Annotated in this window: 21 protein-coding genes; 5 read left to right on the forward strand and 16 right to left on the reverse strand. The window is 70.6% G+C overall.

Translation table 11 applies throughout. The features are described 5' to 3' along the window. The 13 genes from LXT23_RS27770 to LXT23_RS27830 all read right to left on the reverse strand — a co-directional run bounded on the left by LXT23_RS27770 (window position 1) and on the right by LXT23_RS27830 (window position 16,480). Window positions 1-795 carry an enoyl-CoA hydratase/isomerase family protein gene (locus LXT23_RS27770; protein ID WP_253983339.1) on the reverse strand — a complete coding sequence of 265 codons (795 nt, stop codon included), beginning with the start codon at window positions 793-795 and terminating at the stop codon, window positions 1-3. Next, complete coding sequence (locus LXT23_RS27775) at window positions 732-1,445, reverse strand: TetR/AcrR family transcriptional regulator (RefSeq protein WP_253983340.1); 714 nt, start codon at window positions 1,443-1,445, stop codon at window positions 732-734. Before LXT23_RS27775 ends, LXT23_RS27770 begins: the two co-directional genes overlap by 64 nt. A gap of 96 nt (window positions 1,446-1,541) precedes the next feature. Then, the gene (locus LXT23_RS27780; RefSeq protein WP_253983341.1) at window positions 1,542-3,074 is read right to left on the reverse strand and encodes an Ig-like domain-containing protein; all 1,533 of its coding nucleotides are present in this window, start codon (window positions 3,072-3,074) and stop codon (window positions 1,542-1,544) included. 155 nt (window positions 3,075-3,229) lie between these two features. Further along, on the reverse strand, window positions 3,230-3,580 hold the full coding sequence (locus tag LXT23_RS27785) for a helix-turn-helix domain-containing protein (protein WP_163996972.1): 351 nt from the start codon (window positions 3,578-3,580) through the stop codon (window positions 3,230-3,232). Window positions 3,581-3,639: 59 nt separating this feature from the next. Next, entirely contained in the window at window positions 3,640-6,291 is a 2,652-nt protein-coding gene (locus LXT23_RS27790; RefSeq protein ID WP_253983342.1) for an LPS-assembly protein LptD, read from the reverse strand. A gap of 47 nt (window positions 6,292-6,338) precedes the next feature. Continuing rightward, window positions 6,339-7,766, reverse strand: a complete 1,428-nt coding sequence (locus LXT23_RS27795; RefSeq protein WP_253983343.1) for an AMIN domain-containing protein — start codon at window positions 7,764-7,766, stop codon at window positions 6,339-6,341. A 93-nt stretch (window positions 7,767-7,859) separates the two neighbouring features. Next, window positions 7,860-9,134 carry an alpha/beta hydrolase gene (locus tag LXT23_RS27800; RefSeq protein ID WP_253983344.1) on the reverse strand — a complete coding sequence of 425 codons (1,275 nt, stop codon included), beginning with the start codon at window positions 9,132-9,134 and terminating at the stop codon, window positions 7,860-7,862. A 9-nt stretch (window positions 9,135-9,143) separates the two neighbouring features. After that, the gene (locus LXT23_RS27805) at window positions 9,144-10,451 is read right to left on the reverse strand and encodes a bifunctional folylpolyglutamate synthase/dihydrofolate synthase (RefSeq protein WP_253983345.1); all 1,308 of its coding nucleotides are present in this window, start codon (window positions 10,449-10,451) and stop codon (window positions 9,144-9,146) included. Window positions 10,452-10,474: 23 nt separating this feature from the next. Next, window positions 10,475-11,332, reverse strand: a complete 858-nt coding sequence (gene accD / locus LXT23_RS27810; protein WP_253983346.1) for an acetyl-CoA carboxylase, carboxyltransferase subunit beta — start codon at window positions 11,330-11,332, stop codon at window positions 10,475-10,477. A 62-nt stretch (window positions 11,333-11,394) separates the two neighbouring features. After that, a complete protein-coding gene (locus tag LXT23_RS27815) occupies window positions 11,395-12,150 on the reverse strand; it encodes an MBL fold metallo-hydrolase (protein ID WP_253983347.1) in 756 nt (251 codons plus the stop codon). Between the two features lies 1 nt (window position 12,151). Then, on the reverse strand, window positions 12,152-12,802 hold the full coding sequence (locus LXT23_RS27820) for a Crp/Fnr family transcriptional regulator (RefSeq protein ID WP_256561234.1): 651 nt from the start codon (window positions 12,800-12,802) through the stop codon (window positions 12,152-12,154). A gap of 94 nt (window positions 12,803-12,896) precedes the next feature. After that, window positions 12,897-14,237, reverse strand: a complete 1,341-nt coding sequence (locus LXT23_RS27825; RefSeq protein ID WP_253983349.1) for a hypothetical protein — start codon at window positions 14,235-14,237, stop codon at window positions 12,897-12,899. After that, a complete protein-coding gene (locus LXT23_RS27830) occupies window positions 14,234-16,480 on the reverse strand; it encodes a hypothetical protein (RefSeq protein WP_253983350.1) in 2,247 nt (748 codons plus the stop codon). The genes LXT23_RS27825 and LXT23_RS27830 overlap by 4 nt, the downstream gene beginning before the upstream one ends. 291 nt (window positions 16,481-16,771) lie before the next feature. On the opposite strand from LXT23_RS27830, the gene purM reads away from it, so the two are divergent. From purM to LXT23_RS27845, 3 genes are read left to right on the forward strand one after another with little or no spacing between them, the layout of a single operon-like run. After that, window positions 16,772-17,809 carry a phosphoribosylformylglycinamidine cyclo-ligase gene (gene purM / locus LXT23_RS27835; protein WP_253983351.1) on the forward strand — a complete coding sequence of 346 codons (1,038 nt, stop codon included), beginning with the start codon at window positions 16,772-16,774 and terminating at the stop codon, window positions 17,807-17,809. Further along, a complete protein-coding gene (gene purN, locus LXT23_RS27840) occupies window positions 17,806-18,471 on the forward strand; it encodes a phosphoribosylglycinamide formyltransferase (RefSeq protein ID WP_253983352.1) in 666 nt (221 codons plus the stop codon). The genes purM and purN overlap by 4 nt, the downstream gene beginning before the upstream one ends. A gap of 22 nt (window positions 18,472-18,493) precedes the next feature. Next, entirely contained in the window at window positions 18,494-19,045 is a 552-nt protein-coding gene (locus LXT23_RS27845) for a DUF523 domain-containing protein (RefSeq protein ID WP_253983353.1), read from the forward strand. Between the two features lie 66 nt (window positions 19,046-19,111). Here the strand turns inward: LXT23_RS27845 and LXT23_RS27850 are convergent, their stop codons facing one another. From LXT23_RS27850 to LXT23_RS27860, 3 genes are all read right to left on the reverse strand, one after another. Continuing rightward, window positions 19,112-20,701 (reverse strand): methyl-accepting chemotaxis protein, encoded by a 1,590-nt coding sequence (locus LXT23_RS27850; protein WP_253983354.1) that lies wholly within the window; start codon window positions 20,699-20,701, stop codon window positions 19,112-19,114. An 11-nt stretch (window positions 20,702-20,712) separates the two neighbouring features. After that, window positions 20,713-21,162, reverse strand: a complete 450-nt coding sequence (locus LXT23_RS27855; protein WP_253983355.1) for a type 2 periplasmic-binding domain-containing protein — start codon at window positions 21,160-21,162, stop codon at window positions 20,713-20,715. Between the two features lie 143 nt (window positions 21,163-21,305). Further along, complete coding sequence (locus LXT23_RS27860; RefSeq protein WP_253983356.1) at window positions 21,306-22,391, reverse strand: enoyl-CoA hydratase/isomerase family protein; 1,086 nt, start codon at window positions 22,389-22,391, stop codon at window positions 21,306-21,308. Between the two features lie 82 nt (window positions 22,392-22,473). Here LXT23_RS27860 and LXT23_RS27865 point away from each other — a divergent pair, with 82 nt between their 5' ends. After that, window positions 22,474-23,160: an HAD family hydrolase gene (locus tag LXT23_RS27865; protein ID WP_253983357.1), complete on the forward strand. Its 687-nt coding sequence runs from the start codon at window positions 22,474-22,476 to the stop codon at window positions 23,158-23,160. 86 nt (window positions 23,161-23,246) lie between these two features. Further along, entirely contained in the window at window positions 23,247-24,776 is a 1,530-nt protein-coding gene (locus tag LXT23_RS27870) for an NAD(P)-binding protein (RefSeq protein ID WP_253983358.1), read from the forward strand. Window positions 24,777-24,830 lie beyond the last annotated feature (54 nt).

Raw genomic sequence — 24,830 nt, forward strand, 5'->3', positions numbered from 1 at the left:
TCAGCGGTCGTTCCACTTCGGTGGCCGCTTCTCGAGGAACGCGGAGATGCCCTCGCCGGCGTCGTCGGCGAGCACATTCAGCGACAGCTGCGAGGCCAGGTACTCCAGCGCGGCGGGCAGCGGCAGGTCCTCCGCGGTGAAGAAGGCGCGGCGCCCCAGCGCCAGCACCGCCTGGCTCTTGCCGGCCAGCTTCCCCGCGAGCGCGCCCACCGCCGCGTCCAGCTCCGCGGCCGGCACCACGCGGTTGACGAGCCCCAGCGCCAGCGCGTCCCGCGCCGGCAGCCGGTCTCCCGTGAGCACCAGCTCCAGCGCCCGCTTGCGGCCCACGTGCCGCTGCAGGAGCGCCATCATCATCATCGGGAAGAGCCCCACGTCGATTTCCGGCGTGCCGAGCTCCGCGCCCTCCGCCGCCACGGCCAGGTCACACGCGAGCACCAGCCCCAGGCCTCCGGCCAGCGCGTGGCCGTTCACCCGCGCCACCGTGGGCTTGCGGGCCTCCTGGAACCGGGACAGCAGCCGCCCGTAGGAGCGGCGGCCCTCGTGCGTGGACAGGAAGCCCTCGTCGCCGGCCATCTGCCCCAAATCCCCCCCGGCGCAGAACACCTTCTCCCCCGCGCCGGTGAGCACCACCACGCGCACCGCGGGGTCCGCGTCCGCGCGCTCCAGGCCCGCCACCAGCCCGCGGACCACCGCCGGGGACAGCGCGTTGCGGGCCTTCGGCCTGTCGATGGTCAGGTGCGCTTGGGGGCCCTGGACTTCGTACCGGACTTCTCCGACGGCATCTCCGACTTCCACTCGGGCACCTCCGCACCGTGGGCGCCCGTCAGGACGCCGTAAAGGAAGGAGTCGGCGATCTGCGCCTTGGCCCGCTCCAGCGCGGCGACGTCGCGCGAGTCGGTGAGCCCCACGACGAAGGCGGTGAGCCCCATCTCGATGTTGCCGAAGAGGAGCGCCGAGGCCAGCTGCGGGTCCATGTCCGCGCGCAGCTCCCCGGCCTCCTTCGCCTGGCTGAACAGGCCCGAGCTCAGGCGGATGGCGTCCACGAAGGCCGTCTGCCGGTTGATGCGCGAGCCCGCCGGGCTGCGCGCAATCTCCAGGATGAGGACCTTCACCGCCTTGGGGTCCACGCGGTACGCCTCGAAGGCCACGTCGACGATGCCGCGCACCCGCTCCGCGAGCGTGCCCTCCGCCTCCACCACCGCGCGCACGCGCGTGACGAAGCCGCTCCAGCCGGTGTCGAACACCGTCTCCAGCAGCTCGTCCTTGTTCTTGAAGTAGTGGTAGACGAGGCCGTACGCGACGCCGGCCTCCTTGGCCACGTCCGCGATGCGGCAGCCGTGGTAGCCCTTGCGCGCGAACACGTCGATGGCCGCGCGCAGGATGGTGCGGCGGCGCTCGCTCTCACGCGAACCATTCTCCGCCGCCGGCTTGCTCTGCTGACCCACGACGTCCTCCACCGGCGGGTGATTCGCCAATCAACCGGTGGAGACCCTACGGAGGGAGGGCCCTGGGGTCAATGCCTTGTTGGGCCCTCCCGCCGGTCAGCGAACGTCGCCCGAGACGGGCGGCGCGCGCACCGGCACCTTGTGGCCGTCAATCTGGGCCGCCGTGTACTTGCAGGTCGCGTTCACCGTGAAGGCCACCGGTGGGTCGAAGGCGGGCGGCGGGGGGCTGGCGTCCGGGTTGTGCTTGTCGGTGATGACGTACTCCTCGACGTTGTAGGAGGGGTACGTGAAGGCAATCCCCGAGGCGAAGGGGTCCACGTTCACCGGGCCCTCCGCGCCGCCCTTGCAGCCGTCGTCATTGGCGTTCTGGGCGATGCGGTTGTACCAGGGGTCCGCCACCAGGAAGACGCTGCGCTTGGAGCCGAAGTGAGCGACCTGGATGGGCACGCCGGGCAGCGGGGAGATCTGCCGCACGGTGTCCTCCCGGTCCAGCTCGTGCGGCCAGCCCGTCCAGAGGACACGCTCCTGCACCCAGATGAGGGAGGAGGCGTCGAACTGGTTGTTCTTGCCGTTCCACTTGCCGTCGCCGTTGGTGTCGACGAAGCGCTCGTGCGGGTCCCACGTGCCGTTGTCGTTGTTGTCGACGAACGGCTCGGTCAGGTCGACGAAGGGCTCGCCCTGGTCGTACTGGCCGTTGTTGTTGTTGTCCTCGTACGCCTCCTCGCCGCTGGTGATGGCGACGAGGGAGACGAGGTTGTCGCGCGGGTTGTTGACCTTGCCCGGACGGATGGGGTCATTGCGGCGCGGCTCGGGGCGGGTGTTGTAGGGCTGGGCCGGCGTGCCGTGGGCCGCGACGGGGGAGGTCTCCCAGAGGAACGGGTGCATCCAGAGCGGCGCGATGTACTCGCCGGTGTGGGTGGCGTCGACCAGGGGCTGCCAGGTGAACTCACCCGGCTCCACGTCGTCCGGCAGCGGCAGCGAGGACTTGTAGAGCACCTCGGCGTTGCCCACCACGTCGGTGGCGGACACGGCGCTCGGGCCGATGGTGCCCGCCTCCGTGAGGAAGGAGACCTGGGCGCCGCCGATACCGTCGCCGTTGCGATCTCCCACGTGGGCGATGCAGCGCACCTTCACGCCGGCGATGAGGTTGCGGGTGTCGTCCCAGGCGCCAATGGCGTGGTGCGCACCGGAGGCGTCACCGGAGAACGAGCCGCACTGGAAGGTGAGCTGCCGCGAGCTGGAGTTGGTGCCGGCGAAGCTCACCACCGGGCTGACGGCCGTCTTCGTCTCGCCGTCGCCCGCGGCGGTGGCCACCACCACCACGGACGCCACGCGGCCGCCACGGGCCACCAGCTGCACGGAGACGATGCCGTCACCGGTGTTGGTGACGCCCTCGGTGGGAGACAGCTCCACGCCCGGAACGTCCGATTGAAGGGTGAAGGAGACCGGTGTGCCCGCCTGGGGCTGACCGCGAGAGTCCACCGCCCGGAACCGCAGGGTGGTGATTTCTCCCAGTCGCGGCTGGGCCGGAGACTGGTCCACGAACTCAAGTGTGGCAGGGGCCGGCGGCGAGCACGCCACAAACACCACGCTCGCGAAGGCCACCCATGGGGCCAGACCCGGACGCATCAGCGAAGACTCCTTGAAGATGAGGAAGGCGCGCTGTACGCACGCGGCGCACAGCGAATCCTCCGCATCTTCCCGGGCCACCTACCGTCCAGTCAAGGACAGGGCAGGAAGACCGGAGTCGACTTGCGTCCAGGCCTGGCGCCTGGAGGGGGATGTCAGGCGGCGGAACCGCTGAACATCACCCGAGCGACCCCCAACAGGCGGTCGACGTCCCGCGCGGTGAGGCCGCGGGCACGCGCGAAGTCAGAGAGGGGACGCAGCAGGTCCTCCGTCTGAGCAAGGGTCTGCTCCGTTCCCGTGAAGAGCTCGCCCAGGCTGACGCCCAGGGCGTTGGCAAGGGCCGCCAGCGTCTCCACATGGGGGACACGCTCGCCACGCTCAATCATGGAAAGGAACGACACACTGATTTGAGCCCGCTCCGCGAGCTCTTCCTGCGTCCAGCGCTCCGGCCGCTGCGTGCGAAGCTCGCGGATGCGCTGGCCAATTCGTTTTCCGAGGTCCGACACGAAGTACTTCTCCTGGCTGATTCGAGGTTGTTGGAACCACCACGCACGGCGGGTGATTCCTAGCCGCCGGAACCAAAGGACCCGAACCCGGCCACGCTGAGGTTGATCCCACCGAATTCCGGTGAGTCGGCTCCCCGGCGAAGCACCACCACCCCCTCGATACGCCAGCAGTCACACGCCGGCCCATACGAGAGGCCGAGAGTCTGCTGAGCGAGAGGCTGGTTTTCTTTGGTTGTTGGATCTTGGTAAAGCGGCTGCACATACGCTTCGTACCGCACTCCCAGCCCAAATCCGAGCGTCAAACGCGTACCCCCAATGAGGGTCTGAACCCGCTCGGCCGGAGGGAAGTCGGGTAGTTCGAACGAAGCGCTGCCTACCAGGGTATCAAGCCTGCGACGCACGGCGTCAGGGCCGATGGCCCGCGGACTGGCGCCCAGCTCGAGCCCCAGGTTGCTGGTCGTGAGGTAGTCATCGAACCGACCATAGAGCGCCGCGCCCTTGCCGTTGTCGATGTTGAAGTCCGCGCTCAGCTGCGTGATACGGCGCGTGTTGGGGTCGAAGCGGATCTGCCCACCCGCGGTGAGGACCCCCGCCCCGGCGCTGAAGCGGGCGAAGGTGTCTCGCAGCACCGGCCCGGTGGTGTCGGCCACCTTGCCCGCGGCGGGGGAATACCGGGTCAGGTCGAAGCCCTGCCCCAGGCGCAGGCGCACCGGCTCCCGGGCATCCGCTCCCCGCTTGAACCGCAGCGTCTGATCCACGGCCAGCACCGCGTGGAGGAAGCCCCGGGTGCGCCCGTTGGCCTGGAGCGGAACGGCGGCATCGATTTCGTCATAGGGCTGGGAAAACCCATCAGGGAGGGCGCCCGCCGAAGGAACGCTCCCCCACCCGCCAGGGACGTAGCGCAGCTCCAGCGACGGCGCGACGGCATGCCGGTAGACGGTGCCCCGCCCCTGCCACGTGGTCGCCACCTGGCTGTCCAGCAGCAGGCCGGCCAGGGGGTAGCCTCGCTGCCAGGTCCGGCCGGAGACCTCCCCCAGCCACACGTCCTGGCGCAGCCCGAGCGAGGGCGTCACGCGGGCGTAGTCGCCCAGGGCCCAGGACGTGGACAGCCGGGGGGTGAAGTCCAGCCGGTTGCGGGCCTCGCGGTCCGCAGAGTTGAAGATGCCATCGGACTGGGTGTCGTCCACGCTCCTCGTCAGAGTCCCCAGGCGGACGGAGTCGTTCGCGGCCCGGAAGACGCCGTCGACGCCCTCGTCACCAAAGCCCCCTCCCAGCGGGGCCAGGCGGGTGTACTCCACGCGCACCCCACCGAAAATGCCCCTTCCCAGGGGACGCTCGGGGAGGGCCAGGGTGATGCCGGGCAGGCGCTGGAAGGTGGAGGGGCCCTTCAGCTCCGGCTGGAGGGGGTCCGTCGCGGCCGGCACGCGATTGTCCTGGAAGAAGCGGTAGCCGAACCGGATGTCCTGGCGCAGAGACACGTCCAGGCCGAGGTAGCGGTCATCCTGGCGCTGGTAGACGGTGGCGGTGCTTCGCAGGTACGTGAACTCGCGCGCGAGGATGTCCGCGGTGAGGTCCCGCGTGTAGGCGCCATCGGAGACGAAGGACGCATCCACCCGGTCGTACCAGCCGCCGCCCAGGTCCTGCGAGTGCTGCCACGAGGCCTCGCCGCGCAGGCCGCGCTTCTCGTCCACCGGCGCCTGCAGGTTGTCCCGCAGGGGCCGGTAGTAGTTGAAGTCCCTCGGGTCCCTCACCGGCCGGCTGTCGTAGAGGAGCCCGAGCGTGGCACGGCCCCGGGTGCGCTCGCTGGGCACATAGCGGAGCTCCGTGAGCAGCCGGGGCCCCTGCACGCCATAGGCGGGCGGCTCGCGGACGTACACCTCGTCACCTTTCACAGCGGGGTCATCCACCGTCAGCCGGCTCACGTCTCCGGCACCGGTGAAGTAGCCCGGCGTGAAGGTGATGTCGTAGCTCTGCCCCAGGGTGAAGAAGACGGGCTGCTCCAGGCTGAAGCCGTTGAGGCCGGAGGAGGAGGGCTTGGGGATGAGCAGGCCCGAGCGCCGCTCCGCCAGGGGCAGGTAGAGCCACGGCAGCGCGAAGACGGGCACCGAGCGCACGTACACCACGGGCCAGGAGAGGGTGGCGCGCTCGCCGAGGACGACGTTGGCGGAGCTGGCCTCCACGCGCCAGCTGGGCTCACCGGGGCCGCACTCGCACGGGGTGAAGGCCAGGTCGTCCACGACGAAGGAGTTGGGCCCGGTGCGCTTGATGCGCGTGCCGCTGAGGATGACGGGCGTCTCCCCCATGGCGCGCAGCTCCTGCGGCGTCTTCGCCGTGAGCATGGCCTCCAGGGTGACGCCCCGCTTCTGCATGAAGAGGCCGCCCTCGAGGTTGGCCTCGAAGGAGCGGATGTCCACGCGCACCGAGTCCGCCACCGCGGCCATGCCGCCGGGACCCACGAACATGACGTTGCCGGTGGCGGTGGCCACCTGGTTGGCCTCGTCGTACGTCACCTCGTCGGCGCGCAGGAGCATGTCCCCCGTGCGCAGCTCGCAGTGGCCGCGCGCGAGGAGGACCTGCTTGTCGGCTTCGTAGGTGACGAAGTCCGCCGCCAGCTCCACCGTCTCCCCGGTGGGGAGCTGGACCTGGGTGGCCAGCGGAATCTGCGCCGTCGAGACGAGCAGCGCGGCGGCGAGCGGGACGAGGATGCTCATTCAGGGGCGCAGGGTATGCCGCGCCCGGTCCGCGCGGACGGCCCTTTTCACCGGCCTGTGCGCTGGAAGTCCAATGAAATGACGTTGCCGTCCTGGCGGGCCTGGTAGGGGGCCTGCTCCCGGAGCTGGATGGTGACGCGCACGCCGCGGCCGGCGGAGTCCGCGTCCACACGCGTCACCGGGGAGTTGAAGAAGGACGTGTCCAGCGGGCGGGTGTTGTTGCTCAGGTCGATGCGGGTGTTCTCCAGCTCCACCACCACCGTGCGGCCCTCCTCGCTCACCGTGTAGCGCACCGGCTCGTTGGCGCGGATGAAGACGCGGGAGCCGCCGGTCTGCTGCTGGAACCCGATGAGCGTCATCGTCTTGCGGCGCGAGGACACCTCCGCCGACGCGTCCGAGCCTCCGGACACCTCGCGGCGCGGGCGCTCGGCGGGCTCCGCCTTGGCGACGCGCGTCTCGCGGGCGGCCCGGGCCTCCTCCTGGCGCTGGCGGCGCTCCTCCGCGGCGGCCTCGGCGGCGGCGCGCTTCTCGTCGGCGGCGGCCTGGGCGGCGGCGCGGCGCTCCTGGGCGGCGGCCTCGGCGGCGGCGCGCTTCTCGTCAGCGGCGGCCTGGGCGGCGGCGCGGCGCTCCTCGTCGGTGCTCTTCGCCGAGGCGCGGGCCTCTTCCTGCTGGCGCTTCTTCTCGTCGGAGGCGGCCTGGGCGGCGGCGCGGCGCTCGTCCTCGGCGCTCTTCGCGGCGGCGCGGGCTTCCTCCTCCTGGCGCTTCTTCTCGTCAGCGGCGGCGGCGCGGGCCTCCTCCTCCTGGCGCTGGGCCTGGGCGCGGGCCTCCTCCTGGCGGCGGGCCTCGGCGTCGGCGTCCTGCTTCGCGCGGGCAGAGGCCTCGGCGGCGGCCTTCTCCTGGGCCTCGCGCTCGGCGCGGGCGGAGGCGGCGGCCTCGGCGGCGGCCTTCTCCTGGGCCTGGCGCTCCGCCTCGGCGGCCGCGGCGGCCTGGGCGGCCGAGCCGTCCGTGGTGGGCTGGGCGGCGGCCGTCGTCGGCTGCGCGGCCGGGGCGGCCTCGGGCTGCGCGGGCGCCTGCGCCACGGCCTGGCCTCCGCCACCGGCCACCCTCACGACGAGCTGGTTGCCGTTGGCCTGGATGTCCGTCTCCACCTCGCGCTCGTAGCCGATGAGCACGCGGGCGATGGCGGAGGCGTCCGAGCCGTAGCTGGCGGTGCGGATGCCCGTCACCGTGCCGTTGCCCACCGTGACTTCCTCCGGGACGCCGGAGAAGACGGCCTCGGAGATGTCGATGACGAGCCGCGGCGGGTCCGTCATGGTGAAGGTGGTGAAGTTGGGCTTCTTCGTGCCGATGATGGACACGGTGCCGCCATTCACCTGCACGCCGGTGATGGTGTTCACGTCCGCCGCCGGCGCCTGCGCGAGCGCCACCATGGGCACGAACACGACACCGAGCAGCCACACGGCAAAGGCCTTCATCACCCACTCCCCTTCACGTTGACAGAGGGCACGGATGCTAACACGCGCCCCCTGCCCTCCAACTTTCCGTCCGGACGAGAGTGTCCGGGCCCGTCACTTCAGCCGCGGGAGGCTCGGCGAGCGGTTGCGGTGCGTGCGGGCGTACTCGATGAGGTTCTTGATGTCGTAGCAGATCTGCCGGATGTCGTGCCCCATCGTCAGCTCGATGTGGCTGTTGCCCTTCACGGGGCGCCAGAGGAGGTACTCGCTCTTGGCCGCGCGATACACGCTCCGGGTGGACTCCAGCGAGGCCAGCGGGTCCAGGTCCCCGAAGATGATGGCCATGGGAATCTCGATGCGTCCGAAGCCGCGCTTGAAGTCGAAGCCGGTGCGGTAGCAGACCATCTCCCCGCGGCGGATCCACTTCGCGAACTGCTCCAGCACCCGGCGCGGCTCGCGCTCGCCGCCCTCGCGCAGGAGCCAGCGGATGTCGTCCGCGCTCACCCGCTCCGGGTTGATGAGCCGGTTCAGCCGCGTGGTGAGCTGCTGATACAGGGGCGAGTCCTCGGCCTTCGCGAGCTGCCGCTCCACGAACTTGAGGATGAGGTCCACCGGCATGGCGTTGAAGCGCAGCGCCCGGCGCTCCTCCGGCTCGAGCTTCCGGCCCAGTCCGGCATGGACGGCCCCCAGCCCGCGCGCCAGCAGCTTGCGCCCCACGCCCTCCACCTGCCCGCCCACGTTGAGGCTCGCGAGCGTCAGGTCGATCATCCCGCCCAGCAGCGGCGTGCCATGCGCCAGCAGGCGCAGCAGCATGAAGCCCCGCCCCAGGTCCGCCGGGGAGCCGATGGTGATGAGCCCCTCGAAGTCGCTGTGGATGCCCGCGTAGCCGTAGCCCAGCATCCCGCCCATCGAGTGGCCGCAGTAGAAGATGCGCTCGCGGCGGGTGATGCGCTTCACGCCGGAGACGGCGGCTGGCAAGTCGTAGAGGAAGTAGCTGTCGATGTCCCAGCCGTAGTCCAGGTCCGGGGGCAGCGGGCGCTTGAAGCGCTCGGCCCGCTCCTGCTGGAAGGCGATGGAGCTCTTGCCGTGGCCCCGCAGCTCCAGGATGTGGATGTCCACCCCGAAGAAGAGCAGGTTCTTCACGAACTGGCCGCTCGTCCACGTGTGCCGGTTCTGCGAGAAGCCGTGCACCAGCAGCAAGGGCTCGCCGAACAGCGGCTGCGGGAAGGGCTGCTTCACCGGCCTGTAGCGGGTGATGACGAGAGACCACCCGTCTGCTGTCTCAACGACGTACTTCGTCTTCGAGTAAAGCGCCCGGAAGTCGACTTCGTCGATGGATGGGATGGGCGGCCCTGGGGTCGCGGTGGATCTCCAGTCCGGCAGGCGCATACGTAGAATCTACGACTCCTGATGCATCGCGCCAAGGTTTCGACGCAGGCGGGCTTTCACCATGCCTACCAGGAACAATGAGCCTGTACAGAGCACGACGTCGTCCGGCCCTGCTCGCCTACGTGCCGCGTCGAGTGCGGCTTCGACATCAGACCAGGCGGCCACGTCCGGACACAGGGCGCGCGCCTCCTCGAGATAGTCCGCGGGTGCGAGCGAGCGTGGCGTGTCCAACGGCGTGAGCTGTACCGAGGTACAATCCGGAAGCAGCGCGCGCATCATCGGCCCGCGGTCCTTGTCGCCCACCACGCCGAAGACGAGGTGGAGGCGACGTCCCGGATACAGCGCGCGAAGCGAGGCGCGCAGCACCTCCACCCCCGCCGGGTTGTGGGCACCGTCGAGCAGGATGGGCGGCGGTCCGCCGACCTCCTCCAGCCGCCCCGGCCAGCGCGCCGAAGCCAGCCCTTCCCTCCCCGCCTCCGGTGGCACGGCCACACCCCACGCGTGCAGCGCCTCCAGGCAGGCGAGCGCCACCGCGGCGTTCTGCTGCTGGTGCGGCCCACGGAGCGCCAGCGTCAGCCCGTCCAGCGACCAGGCCTTCCCACGGTAGGACACACTTCCGTCCGCGGCGGCCTGGATGGCGAAATCCCGCCCCTCCAGGAGCAGCGGGGCCGCCACCTCTCCGGCCTTGCGGACGATGGCCTCCAGGGCCTCCGGCTCCTGCCGGGCCACCACGCATGGCACGCCGGGCTTGAGGATGCCGGCCTTCTCCCCGGCGATGGCCGCCAGGGTGTGGCCCAGGTACTCCATGTGGTCGAAGGACACGGGCGTAATCGCCGTCACCACGGGGCTCGACGCGGTGGTGGCGTCCAGCCGGCCCCCCAGCCCTGTCTCCAGCACGGCCACGTCCACGCCCACGCGGGCGAAGTGCCAGAGGGCCACCACGGTGCCGAACTCGAAGTACGTCATCGGCTCGGAGACGGCGGAGGGGTAGCGCTCCAGCACCTCGAGGATGGCGCGCCCGAAGGCCTCGTCGGAGATGTCCTCGCCGTCCACGCGGATGCGCTCGTTGACGCGCACCAGGTGCGGGGACGTGTAGAGGCCCACGTGGTGGCCCGCGGCCTGGAGCGCGGCGGCGGTGAAGGCGCAGGTGCTGCCCTTGCCGTTGGTGCCCGCGACATGGAGCGCCGGGTAGCGGCGCTCCGGGTGGCCCAGCGCCACCAGGGCCTCGCGCACGCGCTCCAGCCCCAGCTTGATGCCGGAGGGGTTGAGCTTCGCGAAGAAGGCCAGCGCCTCCTGTGGCGTCCGGGGGGCGCTCATGCCGGTGGAGGGCGCGGCGGGCCTCAGCCCAGCAGGCCGAGAATCTGGCCCAGCTTCGCGCGCAGCTCCTTGCGGTGCACGATGCTGTCAATCATCCCGTGCTCCAGCAGGAACTCCGAGCGCTGGAAGCCCTCGGGCAGCTTCTGGCGGATGGTCTGCTCAATCACGCGCGGGCCGGCGAAGCCGATGAGGGCCTTGGGCTCGGCGAGGATGACGTCGCCCAGCCACGAGAAGGACGCGGCGACGCCGCCGGTGGTGGGGTTGAGCAGCACGGAGATGTACGGGCGCGTGCCGGTGCGGAAGCGGGCGATGGCCGCGGACGTCTTCGCCATCTGCATGAGGGAGAAGATGCCTTCCTGCATGCGGGCGCCGCCCGACGCGGAGAAGACGATGGCGGAGCACTTCAGGTCATGCGCGCGCTCGAAGACGCGGGCCACCTTCTCGCCGACGACGGAGCCCATGGAGCCGCCCATGAACTCGAAGACGAAGCAGCCCACGGAGACCTGATGGCCCTCGATGCGGCCCACGCCGGAGATGAAGGCGTCCGGCTCGCCCAGGTTCTTTCGCGTGGACTTCAGCCGGTCCTTGTACTTCTTCGAGTCGCTGAACCCGAGCGGGTCCTGCGGCTCCAGCTCCTTGTCGAACTCCTCGAAGCTGTCCGGGTCCAACGTGGCGGCGAGCCGGGCTCGGGCCGACCAGTAGTGGTGGTGCTCGCAGTGCGGGCACACCATCCAGTTCTTCTCCAGCTCCTGCCGGTAGATGATCTCGTCGCAGGTCTCGCACTTGGCCCACAGGCCTTCCATGCGGGACGGACGGGGCTCGGCTTGCTGCTCGGTGGGCTCGGAAATGGAGATGCGGGGCTTCTTGGAGAACCAGGCCATGACAGGCGCGGGGTTAATCCGCCCGCTCCCAGCCGTCAACCGTTCCGTGTGGCGCGCCGCGTCTACAGCTCGAAGGTGTCGCCCAGCTCCAGCACATTCACGGGCATGTCGGCCAGCTCCTTCTTGAGCTGGGCCACGAAGGCGGGCTTGAGGTGGTAGAGCAGGACGGAGGCGCCGTTGCGCTGGAACTTCTTCAGCTCCAGGCCCAGCGTGTGGGGCGTCAGGTGGCCGGAGATGTCCGCCAGCGACTGGAGCTTGTTGGGGAAGGACGTCTCCACCAGCAGCGCCTTGAGGTTCTTCGTCTCGTTGAGCGCCTTCCACAGCTTGTCGGTGGGCCCGGTGTCGCCGCTCATCGCCAGGGTGCTCTTCCCGTTGGAGATGATGAAGCCGCAGGACTCCACCGGGTGGCTCACCGGCACGCTGCGCACGGTGTAGGGGCCCACCTGGAAGGTGCCGCCCGCCCGGAAGGTCTTGATCTGCAGGACGGGGGTGCTCTTGGTCGGGATGCGGGTGAAGTCCGGCCAGAGCGCGTTGTTGAACATGTTGTCGCGCAGGGCCTTCGCACACTCGCGCGACGCGTGGATGGTGACGGGCTTGTCCCGGCGACCGATGACGAGGTCCGCCATCAGCGGCAGGTCCTTCACGTGGTCGAAGTGGCTGTGGCCCACGAGGATGTGGTCCACGCGGCACAGCTCCTCGAGCGAGAGCGTCCCCGTGAGCGCCCCCGCGTCGAGCGCGAGCACGTCATCGACGAGGAAGCACGTGCTCTTGCAGGTGGGCAGCTCGCCGCCGTGGCAGCCGAGGACTCGCAGCTTCACGCTAGAGGTCTCCGAACTTCCACTTCATCTCCAGGTATTGGAGGTAGTCGTGGAGTCTCGTCGTGTCATACACGGTCAGTCTGTCACCGCCGCGCTCGACGAGGCCAGCGCGCTCCAGCTTGTCCAGCATGCTCCGCACCGCGGGCTCGCCCACGCCGAGCTGCCGGGGCATGTCGCGCACGATGAAGTCGATCTCCACGCCCTCGTCCACGGGGCGGCCGCGCGTCAGGGCGGCCTGGAGGACGTGGTGCACCACCCGGCTGGCGGGGTCATGGTGCAGGAGGTTCTCTATCTGGGCGTCCGCCTCGGAGAGGCGCTCGGCCAGCTTCTTGATCATCCGGACGGCGATCTCGGCGTTGCCGCGGATCATCCCCTCGAACGTCTTGGGGTCGATGACCAGGAGCCGGGCGTCCTCGTTGACGATGGCGGACGCGTTGCGCGGCTTGTTGGAGATGATGGCCATCTCCCCGAAGAACTCACCCGGGCCGAGCACCGCGAGGACCTTCTCCACGTCGCGCACGCGCTTGGAGATGGACACCTTTCCCGCCTGGATGACGAACATCTCCTTGCCGGTCTCTCCCTCACGGAAGAGCTCGGTTCCCTTGGGGAATTCCTTCCCGAAACGTTGAAAGAGTGTTTCCTCGGCGCCCATCCTGCGCGGAGTCAATCAGCCCCCACCCCCCCGGTCAAATTCCCTTGCTGTGCGTCGCGGTGCGACAGGCAGTGAGGAGGCGGGGCCCTACGCGTCAGGACCGAGCCTGCATGGCGACCTGGTAGAGCCGGGTGAGGGAGTGGTCCAGCAGCGCCTGGCGCGAGCGCAGGTAGCGGTGGGCCCGGAGGAAGGGCAGCCAGACGCGGTCGGCCACGCGCACCTGGGCTTCCTCCAGCCTCTTGCGCGGTATCCATTGTCCGCCGAGGCGCCTGACCAGCACCTCGCCGAGGTAGGCGCCCACCGCGGGCATCAGGTGCTCGTCGATGACCTGCGGCAGGCGGTTCTTCAGGAAGTCCTTGCACCAGAAGTGGGCGTCGACGTCGGTGAGCGACTCGGGCGTGGCCTCGAAGACGGAGGGGACGTCGGTGTGCAGCAGCGCCACGAGCCTCTCGGCAAGTTCGCCGTATTGGTGGCGCACGAAGGCCACGTCCTTCACGTCCGGAGGCAGGGCCGCGCTCGCGGGGAGCCACTCGTCCGGCTCCGGAGGGCGCCAGTCGTTGAGCTCGGCGATCTTCCGCTGGCGTTCGCTGATGCGGACATGGTCCACCACGCGAGTGAGGAGTGACTCCAGGTCTGGAGGGAAGCGCGGCTCCACGGGCGCGAGGGTGGCGCTGCGCTCGCGCAGGGTGCGCAGCAGGGTGGCGTAGTCGAGGTCCGGCCGCAGGTGGGCGTGGGCGCGGGCCTGGGCCTGGCGGGCCTCGTCGCTGGCGAAGTCCGCGGCGGTGGGCCAGGTCACCAGGAGGATGGCGCCGTTGGGCAACTCCTCCACCCGGTGGGCCGGCGTGGACCGCACCCGCTCGCGGCCGACGGACTCCACCAGCCTGGGGCCGAAGACGTTGAGCCAGGAGACTTCGTAGACCTTGTCGAAGCCGTCGCGAATCGACGTCTGGGTGTCGCGGCCGAAGTCGGGAGCTCCGGACAGCTGGTCCTCCGCCAGACTGTTGGCCCAGGCGTGGGTGACCGGGTAGTGGGAGGCCCAGGCGCGCACCATGTCCACGAACCGTCCGCAGAGGCCGGCGTCCGCGAAGACGGAGAGCGGCTGGATGGCGACCCACACGTCCAGACGAGGCGGACGCGGCGGCAACCTGAGCCTGAGCGTCATGTCCAGGGCGGGCCATTCCTTCCGATAGAGCCCGATGGACGTGTAGTCCTTGTCACGCCTCTCCTCGAAGCTCTTGCAGACCGCGACACGCGAGTACTGGCGCCACCGCTTGCCGTGGACGACCTCCGGCATCCACGCGCCCGCATGTGTCTCGCAGGCCTGGAGCAAAGGCTCCAGCTCGCGCTCGAACGAAACTCGAGAGCGGAGGTCGGCATCAAAGGACAATCGGAGGCAGTCCTCCGGCTTCAAGTCATGGAGCTCCAGCACCTTCATTGAAGCTGCACCTCCACGCCCTCGACCGTGTCCTGGACTGCGTTCACGACCTTTCTCCACTCCGCCAGATCTCGAGGCCTGAGGTCGCCACCCTCGTAGACAAGCCGGACCCGCCGGACCTGAACCTGCGTCGGGTCACCCTTGGGGTTGAGCGCACGTCGACGGATGTTCAGCGTCTCGCCATAATTGTGCAAGGCGTCGCTTGCGTCCGCGAGCACCTGCGCTTCCAACAAGTCGTTTTTCATCCGCGACAGGTCCCGGCTCTTGAAGCTGATGGTCTCCACCAGTGGCGGCTGGCCCGCGGGCGGACGCTCCTCGATGACGAGCACGTCCGAGAATCGCAAGCCCGTCTTCTCCTTCCACACGCCCACGTGCGTCTCGATGCGCGGCACGTCGAAGTCCCGCAGCCACCGCCGCTGTGCCCTGGGCAATGCCGCGTCCTCACGGAGCAGGGCCACCATCGCGCGCTCGAAGTCCAGGCCCCGGGCGAACAGCCCGCGCATCTCCCGGTAGCCTTCCCATCGCAACGGTCCCTTCGTGGTCTGGCCCTGCTCCAGCTCTGCGAGCCTCCGCGACCGGTACGTCACGTACTCGCTCCAGAGCGTGGAGCCCTCGCGCACACCCGGCGGCGGAGCCTCGACAGATGGATGCTGTTGCTTCAGCCGCGTCACGTCCGCGGGCAGGCGCGCTCCCGGCGCCTCCTGCTCCGCCCGCAGCAGCTTCGCTTCCAGCGCCTCGCGCGTGTAGCCCGCTGCCTCGCGCACCCGCGCCGCCACCGCGCTGGCCGCCCTCCCCGCCCCACCTCGCGACATGGTGGGTCCCGCGCGCTGGGACTTCGCCTCGGACAGCCACGCCTGTGCCTTCCCCGCATTGCCCCGCGCCTCAAGCAGGGCCGCCGCCCCCGCTTCGCCCCACTCCGCCACCACGAGGGCTCCCTCCCGGCTTGCCTGGACGTAACGAGCCAGCTCGCCCACGGCGCCCTCACCCAGCCGTGCCTCCAATCGCTCCAGCACGGCCTTCAGCGGCGCCAGCCGAGGCAAAGCCCCCAGAGGCCGGCCGCCCTCGCTTCCGGCGATGGCCCCCTCACGCATCGAGCGCATGCCCCTGCCGCCCGCGTACAGCCCCACCATCAGCGCCGCGGGTGCCAGTTCCCGAGTGGCCTGCTCGTACTCGCCCGCCGCCAGCGAGCCCATGCCCTGAAGCGTCCCGGCCAGCAGGTGGTAGAAGCCCACCGGCACGCCGAACGTCAGGTGGTCGAAGGCCCCCAGCGTCACTTCGCCCGGCGCGTACTGCCGCCGCATGACGGCGCCCTCCACCTCCCACAGGGCCGTCTGGTACGGCGGCGGCAGGACCCGGGCCCGCGCGGACAGCTCCAGCCCCGCGCTTCCATTGGCGACCCAGCTCGTGGAGAGCGCGTCCTCGCCGGCGCGCCCCAGTCCGCGGAGGACATCCCCCGCGCGGAAGACTCGCTCCGGGTACTGGGAGAGGGAAATGCCCCGCTTCGCCAGCTCCTCACGGACGGTAGCCATCGGCTCCAGGACGGCCCGCAGCTGCCTGTCTCCGGCCAGCAGCCGCAGCACCAGCCGGACTTCGTCATCGAAGGCGGAGTGGAGGACGAAGAGGGCAAAGACCTCCGCCCTGGCATGCCCGTACTTCCGGGCAGCCGAGACGAGGAAGACGGCGCGCTTGTGAGCGAGGACGTTGGAGGCGTCCGCACGCAGCGGTCCCAGCGCCCCCAGCCGAACGGCGTCCCAGTCCGAGAGGGACTCGACCAGCACGGGCATGTCCACCGTGCGCTGCAACGCCACGAAGTCCGAAGGGGAAGCGCACGCCAGGAATGGCGTCAGCACCTCCTCACTGGCATCCAGCCGTGGCCAGCCGGAGGGCACGCGTCCACCGCACACGGACTCCCCTGGTGTTACCGCCAGGGTTACCGACACGCCCAGGTCCGAGCCATGCAGGCGCACCGACTTGCGGCGCCGGAGCCGAGCACCGACGTCTCCGACCTCCTGGGACGAAGCGGCAGGAGCATCCTTCTCTTCCGCGAGGCCCTCCGTGTCCCAGTCCCCCGCGGCGAGCCCCAGTCGCCCGAACGTCAGCGTGCTGTCTGGCGCCCTCGCGGCACAGCCGGTGGAGCACAGAACAACCGCCAGCAGCAGGTACCCCCACGCGTGGGCCCGCGCCCCTACACCTCCGAAGCGTCCACTGCGAGGCGAACGCCGGGAAGCGCTGGAGTCCGGCATGAGAGGCTCCGTCGTGACGAAAGGGAGGACCCGCAGCGTACGGCCACGAAACGCTACAACCACGACTTAACGGAAATAAATGACTCCACTGGTTCACCTGGAGCCCCTCGGCCCGGTGGATGCGCCATGGTGCTGGCAGCGGTGGGAGTCAGTGCCACGAAACCCGTTGATTTCAGGCGGCCATGCCCTTGTAGACGCGTGCTGGCTGACTGGCGCGGGAGGAGGCGCAAAGCCAACACCCCCGCGTCACGGCCCGAGACAACGGCGACGGTGGCGGGTAGAAGGCCGCCCGTGGGAACGACCTACAAGCAGTCCGGAGTGGACATCGAGGCCGGCGACGCCTTCGTCGACCGAATCAAGCCCTACGCCGCGCGCACCATGCGCCCCGAGGTGGTCGCGGGGGTGGGCGGCTTCGGCGGCCTGTTCGCCCTGCCGCCGGGCAAGTACAAGGAGCCAGTGCTGGTGGCCGGCACGGACGGCGTGGGCACCAAGCTCAAGGTCGCCTTCGCCGCCGGGCGCCATGGCACGGTGGGCATCGACCTGGTGGCAATGTCGGTGAACGACATCCTCACCTGTGGCGCGGAGCCCTTGTTCTTCCTCGACTACTTCGCCACCGGCCGCCTGGAGGTGGACGCGGCGGCCGAGGTGGTGAAGGGCATCGCCCTGGGCTGCGAGCAGGCCGGGTGCACCCTGCTGGGCGGCGAGACGGCGGAGATGCCGGGCTTCTACGCGCGAGGCGAGTACGACCTGGCGGGCTTCTGCGTCGGTGTGGTGGAGCGGTCGGCCATCATCGACGGCAAGAGCGTGAAGCCGGGCGACGCGCTCATCGGCCTGACTTCGTCCGGCCTGCACAGCAACGGCTACTCGCTGGCGCGCAAGGTGCTGCTGGAGGACGCGAAGCTGCAGCTGGACGCCACGCCCGAGGGGCTGGACCGGCCGCTGGCGGACGCCCTGCTGGAGCCCACGCGCATCTACGTGAAGGACGCGCTGGCGCTGCTCCAGGCGGTGAAGGTGAAGGGCATGGCCCACATCACCGGCAGCGGCATCCCCGGCAACCTGCCCCGCTGCCTGCCCGACGGCACGCGCGCGGTGCTGAGCGAGAAGGCGTGGACGAAGCCGCCCATCTTCGACCTCATCGCGAAGCAGGGGAACGTGGCCCGGGACGAGATGTTCAACACGTTCAACATGGGCCTGGGCCTCATCGTCGTGGTGGCGAAGGAGGACGTGGCCCAGGCGCTCTCCGTGCTGAGCGCGCGCGGCGTGCAGGCGACGGAAGTGGGCCGCGTGGAAGCCGGCCAGGGCGAGGCGACGGCGGTCATCGAGCCATGAGCGTGAAGCGCACGCGCCTGGGAGTGCTGGTGTCCGGCAGTGGCAGCAACCTGCAGGCCCTGCTGGACGCGTGCGCGCAGGAGGACTTCCCGGCCGAGGTGGCCTGCGTCATCTCCAACGTGCCCACGGCCTTCGCGCTGGAGCGGGCGCGCAAGGCGGGCGTGCCGGCCGTGGTGGTGGACCACAAGGCGCACGCGACCAAGGCGGACTTCGAGAGGGCGCTGCTGGAGGCGCTGCGCGCGGCGGGGGTGGAGTGGGTGTGCCTGGCGGGGTTCATGCGCCTGCTGAGCGCGGACTTCCTGGGCCACTACGCGGGGCGGGTGCTCAACATCCACCCTTCCCTGCTGCCGTCGTTCCCAGGGCTCCATGCGCAGCGGCAGGCGCTGGAGCGCGGGGTGAAGGTCGCCGGGTGCACGGTGCACTTCGTGGACGCGGGCACGGACACGGGCCCCATCATCGCGCAGGCGGCCGTGCCGGTGCTGCCGGACGATGACGAGAAGGGGCTGAGCGCGCGCATCCTCGCGGAGGAGCACCGACTCTATCCCCTCGCCGTGCGGCTGGCGGTGACGGGCAAGGTGACGATGGACGGGGCGCGCACGCGAGTGGACGCGCAGGCGACGGTGGGCGAGCTGTCGCTGCGCAGCCCTGGCACGCCCCGGTGAAGCCGGGCCAGGGACGGGCAGGATGAACACGAGCGACAGCGGCATCCCGGGCAGCAACGACGTGACGGCGGCCAGCGCTGGCGCAGGTGCGGCCACGACCCGCGAGGAGCGACTCGCGGCGCTGCGCGAGGCCCGGGTGGTGCTCGTGAGCGCGTGCCTCATCGGCGAGGCGGTCCGCTTCGACGCGCGCTCGAAGCTGTCGTCCAGGGTGATGGCCGCGCTCGAAGGAAAGGAAGTCGTCCCGGTGTGCCCGGAGGTCGGAGGCGGCATGCCCGTCCCCCGCCCCCCGGTGGAGCTGAGCGGCGGGACGGGCGTGGACGTGCTGGCCGGACGGGCACGGGCCCTGGAGCGCGAGGGCGGTGTCGACCGGACGGAGCCCTTCCTGAGGGGCGCCCGGCTCGCGCTGGAGGCGGCTCGGAAGTTCGGCGCGACGGTGGCCATCCTCAAGGAGAAGAGCCCTTCCTGCGGGACGCAGCAGGTGTACGAGGCGCGGAAGCTCCGGCCCGGCGAGGGCGTCACCACCGCCCTGCTTCGCTCCGAAGGCATCGTTGTCCTCAGCGACGAGGACCTTTAGTCCTCCCCTCGGGCCTGGTCATACGGCCTCGCGTGAATGACCGGGCGGCACTGGAGGCCATCGTCCTCAGACGCGGAAGCCGCTCACCAGCCCGTCGATGCGTGCGAAGGCCGCGCTCAGCCGCTGGACCGCGGCCTGGGTGCCCTGCGTGGCCCTGAGAATCTCCTTCATCTTCTCGGTGAGCTGGGACACCACCGTGGACATCTGATTCACCCCGGCGTTCTGCATCGTCACGGCCGCCACGATGGAGCGCGCCGCCATGCTGCTCTCGCGTACGACTTCGGTGATGTCCCGCAGGCTCTGGCCCGAGGCGAGCGCTTCGGCGATGCCCGCCTCCATCCGCCGCTGGTCTGCCTCCGCGCTGCGGGTGACCCGGCCCACCGTCTCCTTCATCTCCGCGAGAATCCTCCCGATGCTCTCCGTGCTGCGAGAGGACTGCTGGGACAGCGAGCGCATCTCCCGCGCCACCACCGCGAAGCCACGGCCGCCCTCCCCCGCCTTCGCCGCCTCGATGGCCGCGTTGATGGCGAGCACGTTGGACTGGTCCGTCAGGTCCTTCACCGACACCAGGATGGAGGACGCCTTGAGCGAGCCCTCCGACAGCTCGCCGATGCCCGTCACCATCGCCGCGACCTGCTCGCGCAGCTCCCCCAGGAACCGCACGCTCTGCTCGACGGAGGCCTGGCCGGAGGTGCTCAGCGTCTCGGCATTCGCGGCCACCTCCAGGACGCGGCCCGCCTGCGCCCCCGTCGCGCGAGCAGTCTCGGAGATCTCCGCCATCGCCACGCGCGCCTCCTCGAGGCTCGCCATCTGATGCTCGAGCACCGCGGACTGCTCGCGCCCGAGCTGGCTGATGCCCTGGACACTCTGCGACAGCTCCGTCAGCGCCTCCCTCAGCGTGAGCGGAACGGTCCGCAGGCGCGTCACCACCTCTCCGAAGCTGCGCGCCAACTGGCCGAGCTCGTCCTCGGAGTCGATGTCGATGCGCTGGGTGAGGTCCCCCTCGGTCGCGATGCGGGAGGCCACCTGGTTCAGCTTCGTCAGGGGCCGGGCCACCTGGGCCACCAGCCACAGCGAGAGCACCCCCAGCACCGCGAGCATCAACAGCCCCACGCCCATCAACCACCGCTGGGCGCGCGTGTGCTCCTCCCGCAGCTCGGAGAAGGCGCCGCTCATCCGGCGCTGGTCGTCCTGGGTGGCCTGGCGCAGCGACTCCCGCAGCCGGTTGTAGCGCTCGCCCATCTCCGCGAGCTGGCTCGGGGCCTGCGCCTCCCGGCGAATCATCCGCGCGCTCGTGTCCCGGGCGTGCCGCAGGTATGCCTCCAGGTCCTGCCCCGCGCGCTGGAGGCGCTCGGGGTCCAGCGTCGGGCTGGAGCGCGCCTGTGCCATCAGCTCGCCGAGGCGCTGGGCCTTCACGTCCACCTGCGCCAGGAGGTCTTCGTCCTCGGCGGCCACTGCGTCCTGGAGGTCGCGCTGCACCTCCGCCAGGAGCTGCTCCAGGTCCCTGCCGAGCAGCACCGCGGGGACGTAGCCCCGCTCGATATCGGCGACGTGCAGCTCCGTGCTGCGCCCCAGCAGCTCCGACATGGTGACGATGACCAGCAGGAACACCGTGGCCAGGCCCGGCAGCAGCAGGACCTTGTGCTGGAACTTCATGCTGGAGGCCCTCACGGGTCCGCCACCACCAGGACGGCGACTCCCTGCACGTCCGCACCCGCGTCGACGTACGCCACCGCGCCCGGCGTGGAGCGCACGAAGTCCACCACCTGGTCCGTCGTCTCCATCACGACTGGAGGAACGCCCCGGCCGGAGAAGATGCGCTGCTGCCACCAGGCCCGCACGGCGGGCAGGGAGCGCTGGAGGATTTCCTCACTGAAGGCCACGCGCACCGCGGAGTCCTCCGGCAGATCCACGGGGAGGACCTCCGTCCCCGACTCCCACCGCGTCGTCTTCTTGAGGAAGAAGTGCGCCAGCTCCTGGCGCGTCAGCGTGTCCACCCCGGCGGAGGGATGCGCGATGACCAGGAACTCCACCACCTCGGCGCTCCGGGAAGACCCGGGGGACATCAGCACCAGGGCACACACGAGCAGGGCCAGGGAACACTGGATGCGGGACATGGAGGGCCTTTCAACGGCACCCGGAGAGCGCCGCCGCTGTGTCGGAACAGACCCGGCACACACGATGCTGCTGTATCATTCCAACAGCACCATTTGTCCAGCACGAAGGAGGGCCTGTCCTTCCAGGGACTTGCCTCCAGTGCTCAGCGCGGCGGCACGGGCAGTACCAGCTCGTCGGCGCCAAGGGGCGCGAAGCAGGCCTCCACCTCGGCGTCGGTGACGTCGGACAGCGTGGCCGGGTGCCAGCGCGGCTTGTTGTCCTTGTCCACGAGGACGGCGCGGATGCCCTCGCGGAAGTCCTGGCGCGCCGTCATCGCCTGGCTCAGGCGGTACTCCACCGTCACCATCTCGTCGTAGTCGCGCGTGCGGCCCATGCGCAGCTGGTGCAGCGTCACCTTGAGGCTCATGGGGCACATGCGCAGCAGCGTGGCCCACGTCTCCTGGGCCCAGGGCGTGCCCTCCAGCTCCAGTGCCTGCTGGATGTCGTCCACCCGCTCGGCCGCGAAGCACCGGTCGATGGCCCCGTGCTGCACGGCCAGCGCGGAGGTCCCCGCGTCCGCGTGGAAGTCCGCGAGCACCTTCTCCGCGACGGCGCTGGCGGCGCCGCTCCCCCACTGCGCGCCCACCAGCGCGTCCAGCACCGCGTCCAGCCGCACCGACTCCACGTGGTGCGTGGCGTACCCGAGCCACAGCGCGTCCGCCGCGCTGCACCGCGCGCCGGTGAGGCCCAGGTACGTGCCCGCCTCGCCCGGGAAGCGCGGCAGGAACCAGCCGCCGCCGATGTCCGGGAACAGGCCAATCGCCGTCTCCGGCATGGCCAGCACCAGCTTCTCGGTGACGACGCGGTACGCGCCGTGGATGGACAGCCCCAGCCCGCCGCCCATGCAGATGCCGTCCACCAGCGCGATGAAGGGCTTGCCGAAGTGGTGGATGCGGTGGTTCAGCGCGTACTCGGCGCGGAAGAACTCGCGCGACAGGCGCTCCTGCTCCTCGCCCGCCGCGCTGCCCGCCGAGGCGGCGACCGCGCGCACGTCTCCTCCCGCGCAGAAGGCCCGTCCGCCCGCGCCCCGGATGACCACCGCCTTCACGGCCGGGTCCACCGCCCACGCGTCGAGCGCCGGCTGCAGCTTCCGGCACATTCCCAGGTCCAGGGCATTCAGGGCCTTCGGGCGGTTCAGCGTCACCACGCCCACCGCCCCCCGCGTCTCCAGGAGCACGTCATCACTCATGCTCGGAGGGGATATCAGGCGGGCGACTCGCGCGCGCGGATTGAGTGAGCCGCCCTGTCGCCGGACGCGCTATGGGGACCCCATGACCTCCTCCATGGCCCCCCTGCGCGCCGTCGTCTTCGACATGGACGGGACGCTCGTCGACAACATGCCCTTCCACAACGAGGCCTGGGTGGCCCTCGCCCGGAAGCTCGGCCTGTCGATGACGGCCGAGGACTTCCAGACCGGCTTCGCCGGCAAGAAGAACGAGGAGATCCTCCCCGAGCTGCTCGGCCGCCCCGTCCCCCACGAGGAGCTGGCCCGGCTCGCCGAGGAGAAGGAGTCCCACTACCGCGCCCTGTACCGCCCCCACCTGAGGCTGCACCGCGGGGCCGAGGCGTTCATCGCCCGGCTGCGCGAGGCCGGCATCGCCACGGCGGTCGCCACCGCCGCGCCCCAGGGCAACCGCGAGCTGGTGCTGGACGGGCTCGGAATCCGCCCCCTGTTCACGGCCGTCGTCGGCGCGGAGCAGGTCTCCCGCGGCAAGCCCGCCCCGGACATCTTCCTGGCCGCCGCGAAGGCGCTGGGCGTGGAGCCCTCCGCGTGCCTCGCCTTCGAGGACGCCGTCCTCGGCGTCATCTCCGCGCGGGAGGCCGGCATGCCGGTGGTGGGCATCACCACGGCCGCGCCCGCCGGGCAGCTCCGCGAGGCCGGTGCGGGGTGGACCCTGCCGGACTTCACCGCGCTGCCCCCGGAGCTGGAGGCCCGCCTCTTCGGCACGCCCGCCTGAGGGGCCCCCGGTCCACCCCGGGTAGGACATGGCCCATGCGCCAAAAGGGCGCCAGCGGCGGGCGCGTTGTGTAGTGTTCCGCGCCCATGGCGACGTCCTCAGCCAAACTCAAGCTTCCATCGGGCCCGTCCCGGCACGTCTATGACGTCATCGTGCTCGGCAGTCAGCTGGGCGGCGCGCTCGCGGCCGCGGTGCTGGCCAAGCGCAACCACCGCGTCCTGCTGGTGGAGCATGACGGCATGGGCCCCGGCTACGAGCACGGCGGCTACGTGCTCCCGTACGCCCCCTTCGTCGCGCCCCCGCTGAAGACGATGCCCACGGTGGAGGAGGCCCTCACCGAGCTGGGCCTCACCGCCACCGTGCAGCGCTCGCTCCGGCCCCATGCCCCGGAGCTGCAGCTGCTCCTGCCCAAGCACCGCCTGGACCTGCACGGCGACACCGCCCGCCGCAAGGCCGAGGCCGCGCGCGAGCTGGGCGAGGAGGGCGAGGCGCTGCTGGGCACCCTGGCCGGCACCGCCGTCCAGCACGAGTCCACCGACGCCTTCTTCAAGGAAGCCCCCGCCCTGCCCCCGGACGGCTTCTTCGAGAAGTGGGGCCTCAACAAGCTCATCAAGGCCCACCCCGGCCTGGAGGCCCCGCTCCGGCTGGTGGGGGACTCCGCCCCGGTGAAGCTGGTGCGCGGGCTCTTGCCCTTCGTCAGCCACCTGGAGGCCCCGGAGTCGCCGCTGGCCCTCACGCGGCCCCTCTCCCAGGTGCTCTCCTCCCCCTCGGCCTTCAGCGGCGGGCGCGAGGGCCTGCGCGAGCTGCTCACCCGGCGCGTGACGGAGCTGGGCGGGGACGTGCTCGGCCGGGACAGCCCGACCGGCTTCATCGTCGAGGAGCTCTCCTTCGACGGCAGCAAGTTCGCCGGCGTGAAGCTCCTGCGCTCGGACACTCTCTACCGCGCGGCGTGCCTCGTCGCGGCCACGGATGCCGGCGCGCTGCGGCGGCTGGTGACGGACAAGAAGCACCACCGCGGCCTGCTGGAGCACCTGGACCAGTCCACCGAGAAGTCGCTCTGCTTCACGGTGAACTGGGTGGTGCCGGAGTCCGCCCTCCCGCGCGGCCTGGGCGAGCTGGCCCTGGTGGACACCGAGGACTCGGAGCTGGGCCCGCTGCTCGTGCAGGTGCACGCGGCGCGCACCCCCGCGGGCCCTGGCGGCAAGGAGGGCAAGGAGGTGGAGGACCTGCGCGTGGTGTGCGCGGGCGCCTTCGTGCCGGCCTCCTACCGGGATTTGGGCGAGGAGCACCTGCAGGGCGTGGCCACGCGCATCGACGAGCACCTGGACGCGCTGATGCCCTTCACCGCGCAGCACCGCCTGCTGCGCTCGGCCCCCTACCTGGACGCCGGGGGAGTGCGCGGCAGCCGGCTGATGCCCCACCCGCTCTACAGCTTCGAGTCGGAAGCCTTCCTGGGCGTCACGGGTTTGCCTCAGCGGACGCCGGCGAAGAACATCCTCCTCGCCAGCCGCGAGGTCCTCCCCGGCCTCGGCCTGGAGGGCGAGCTCATCGCCGGTCTGCGCGCCGCGCGCATGGTGCAGGACATGTTGAAGAAGAAGGATCCGCTCAAGGGCTGATCCACCTAGATCAAAGGCTGGATTTCCGGGCCGTTCTCTGGCAGGTTCCGCCGC

Origin of the sequence: Pyxidicoccus xibeiensis, from assembly GCF_024198175.1 — a bacterium.
In the GTDB taxonomy this organism is placed as follows: domain Bacteria; phylum Myxococcota; class Myxococcia; order Myxococcales; family Myxococcaceae; genus Myxococcus; species Myxococcus xibeiensis.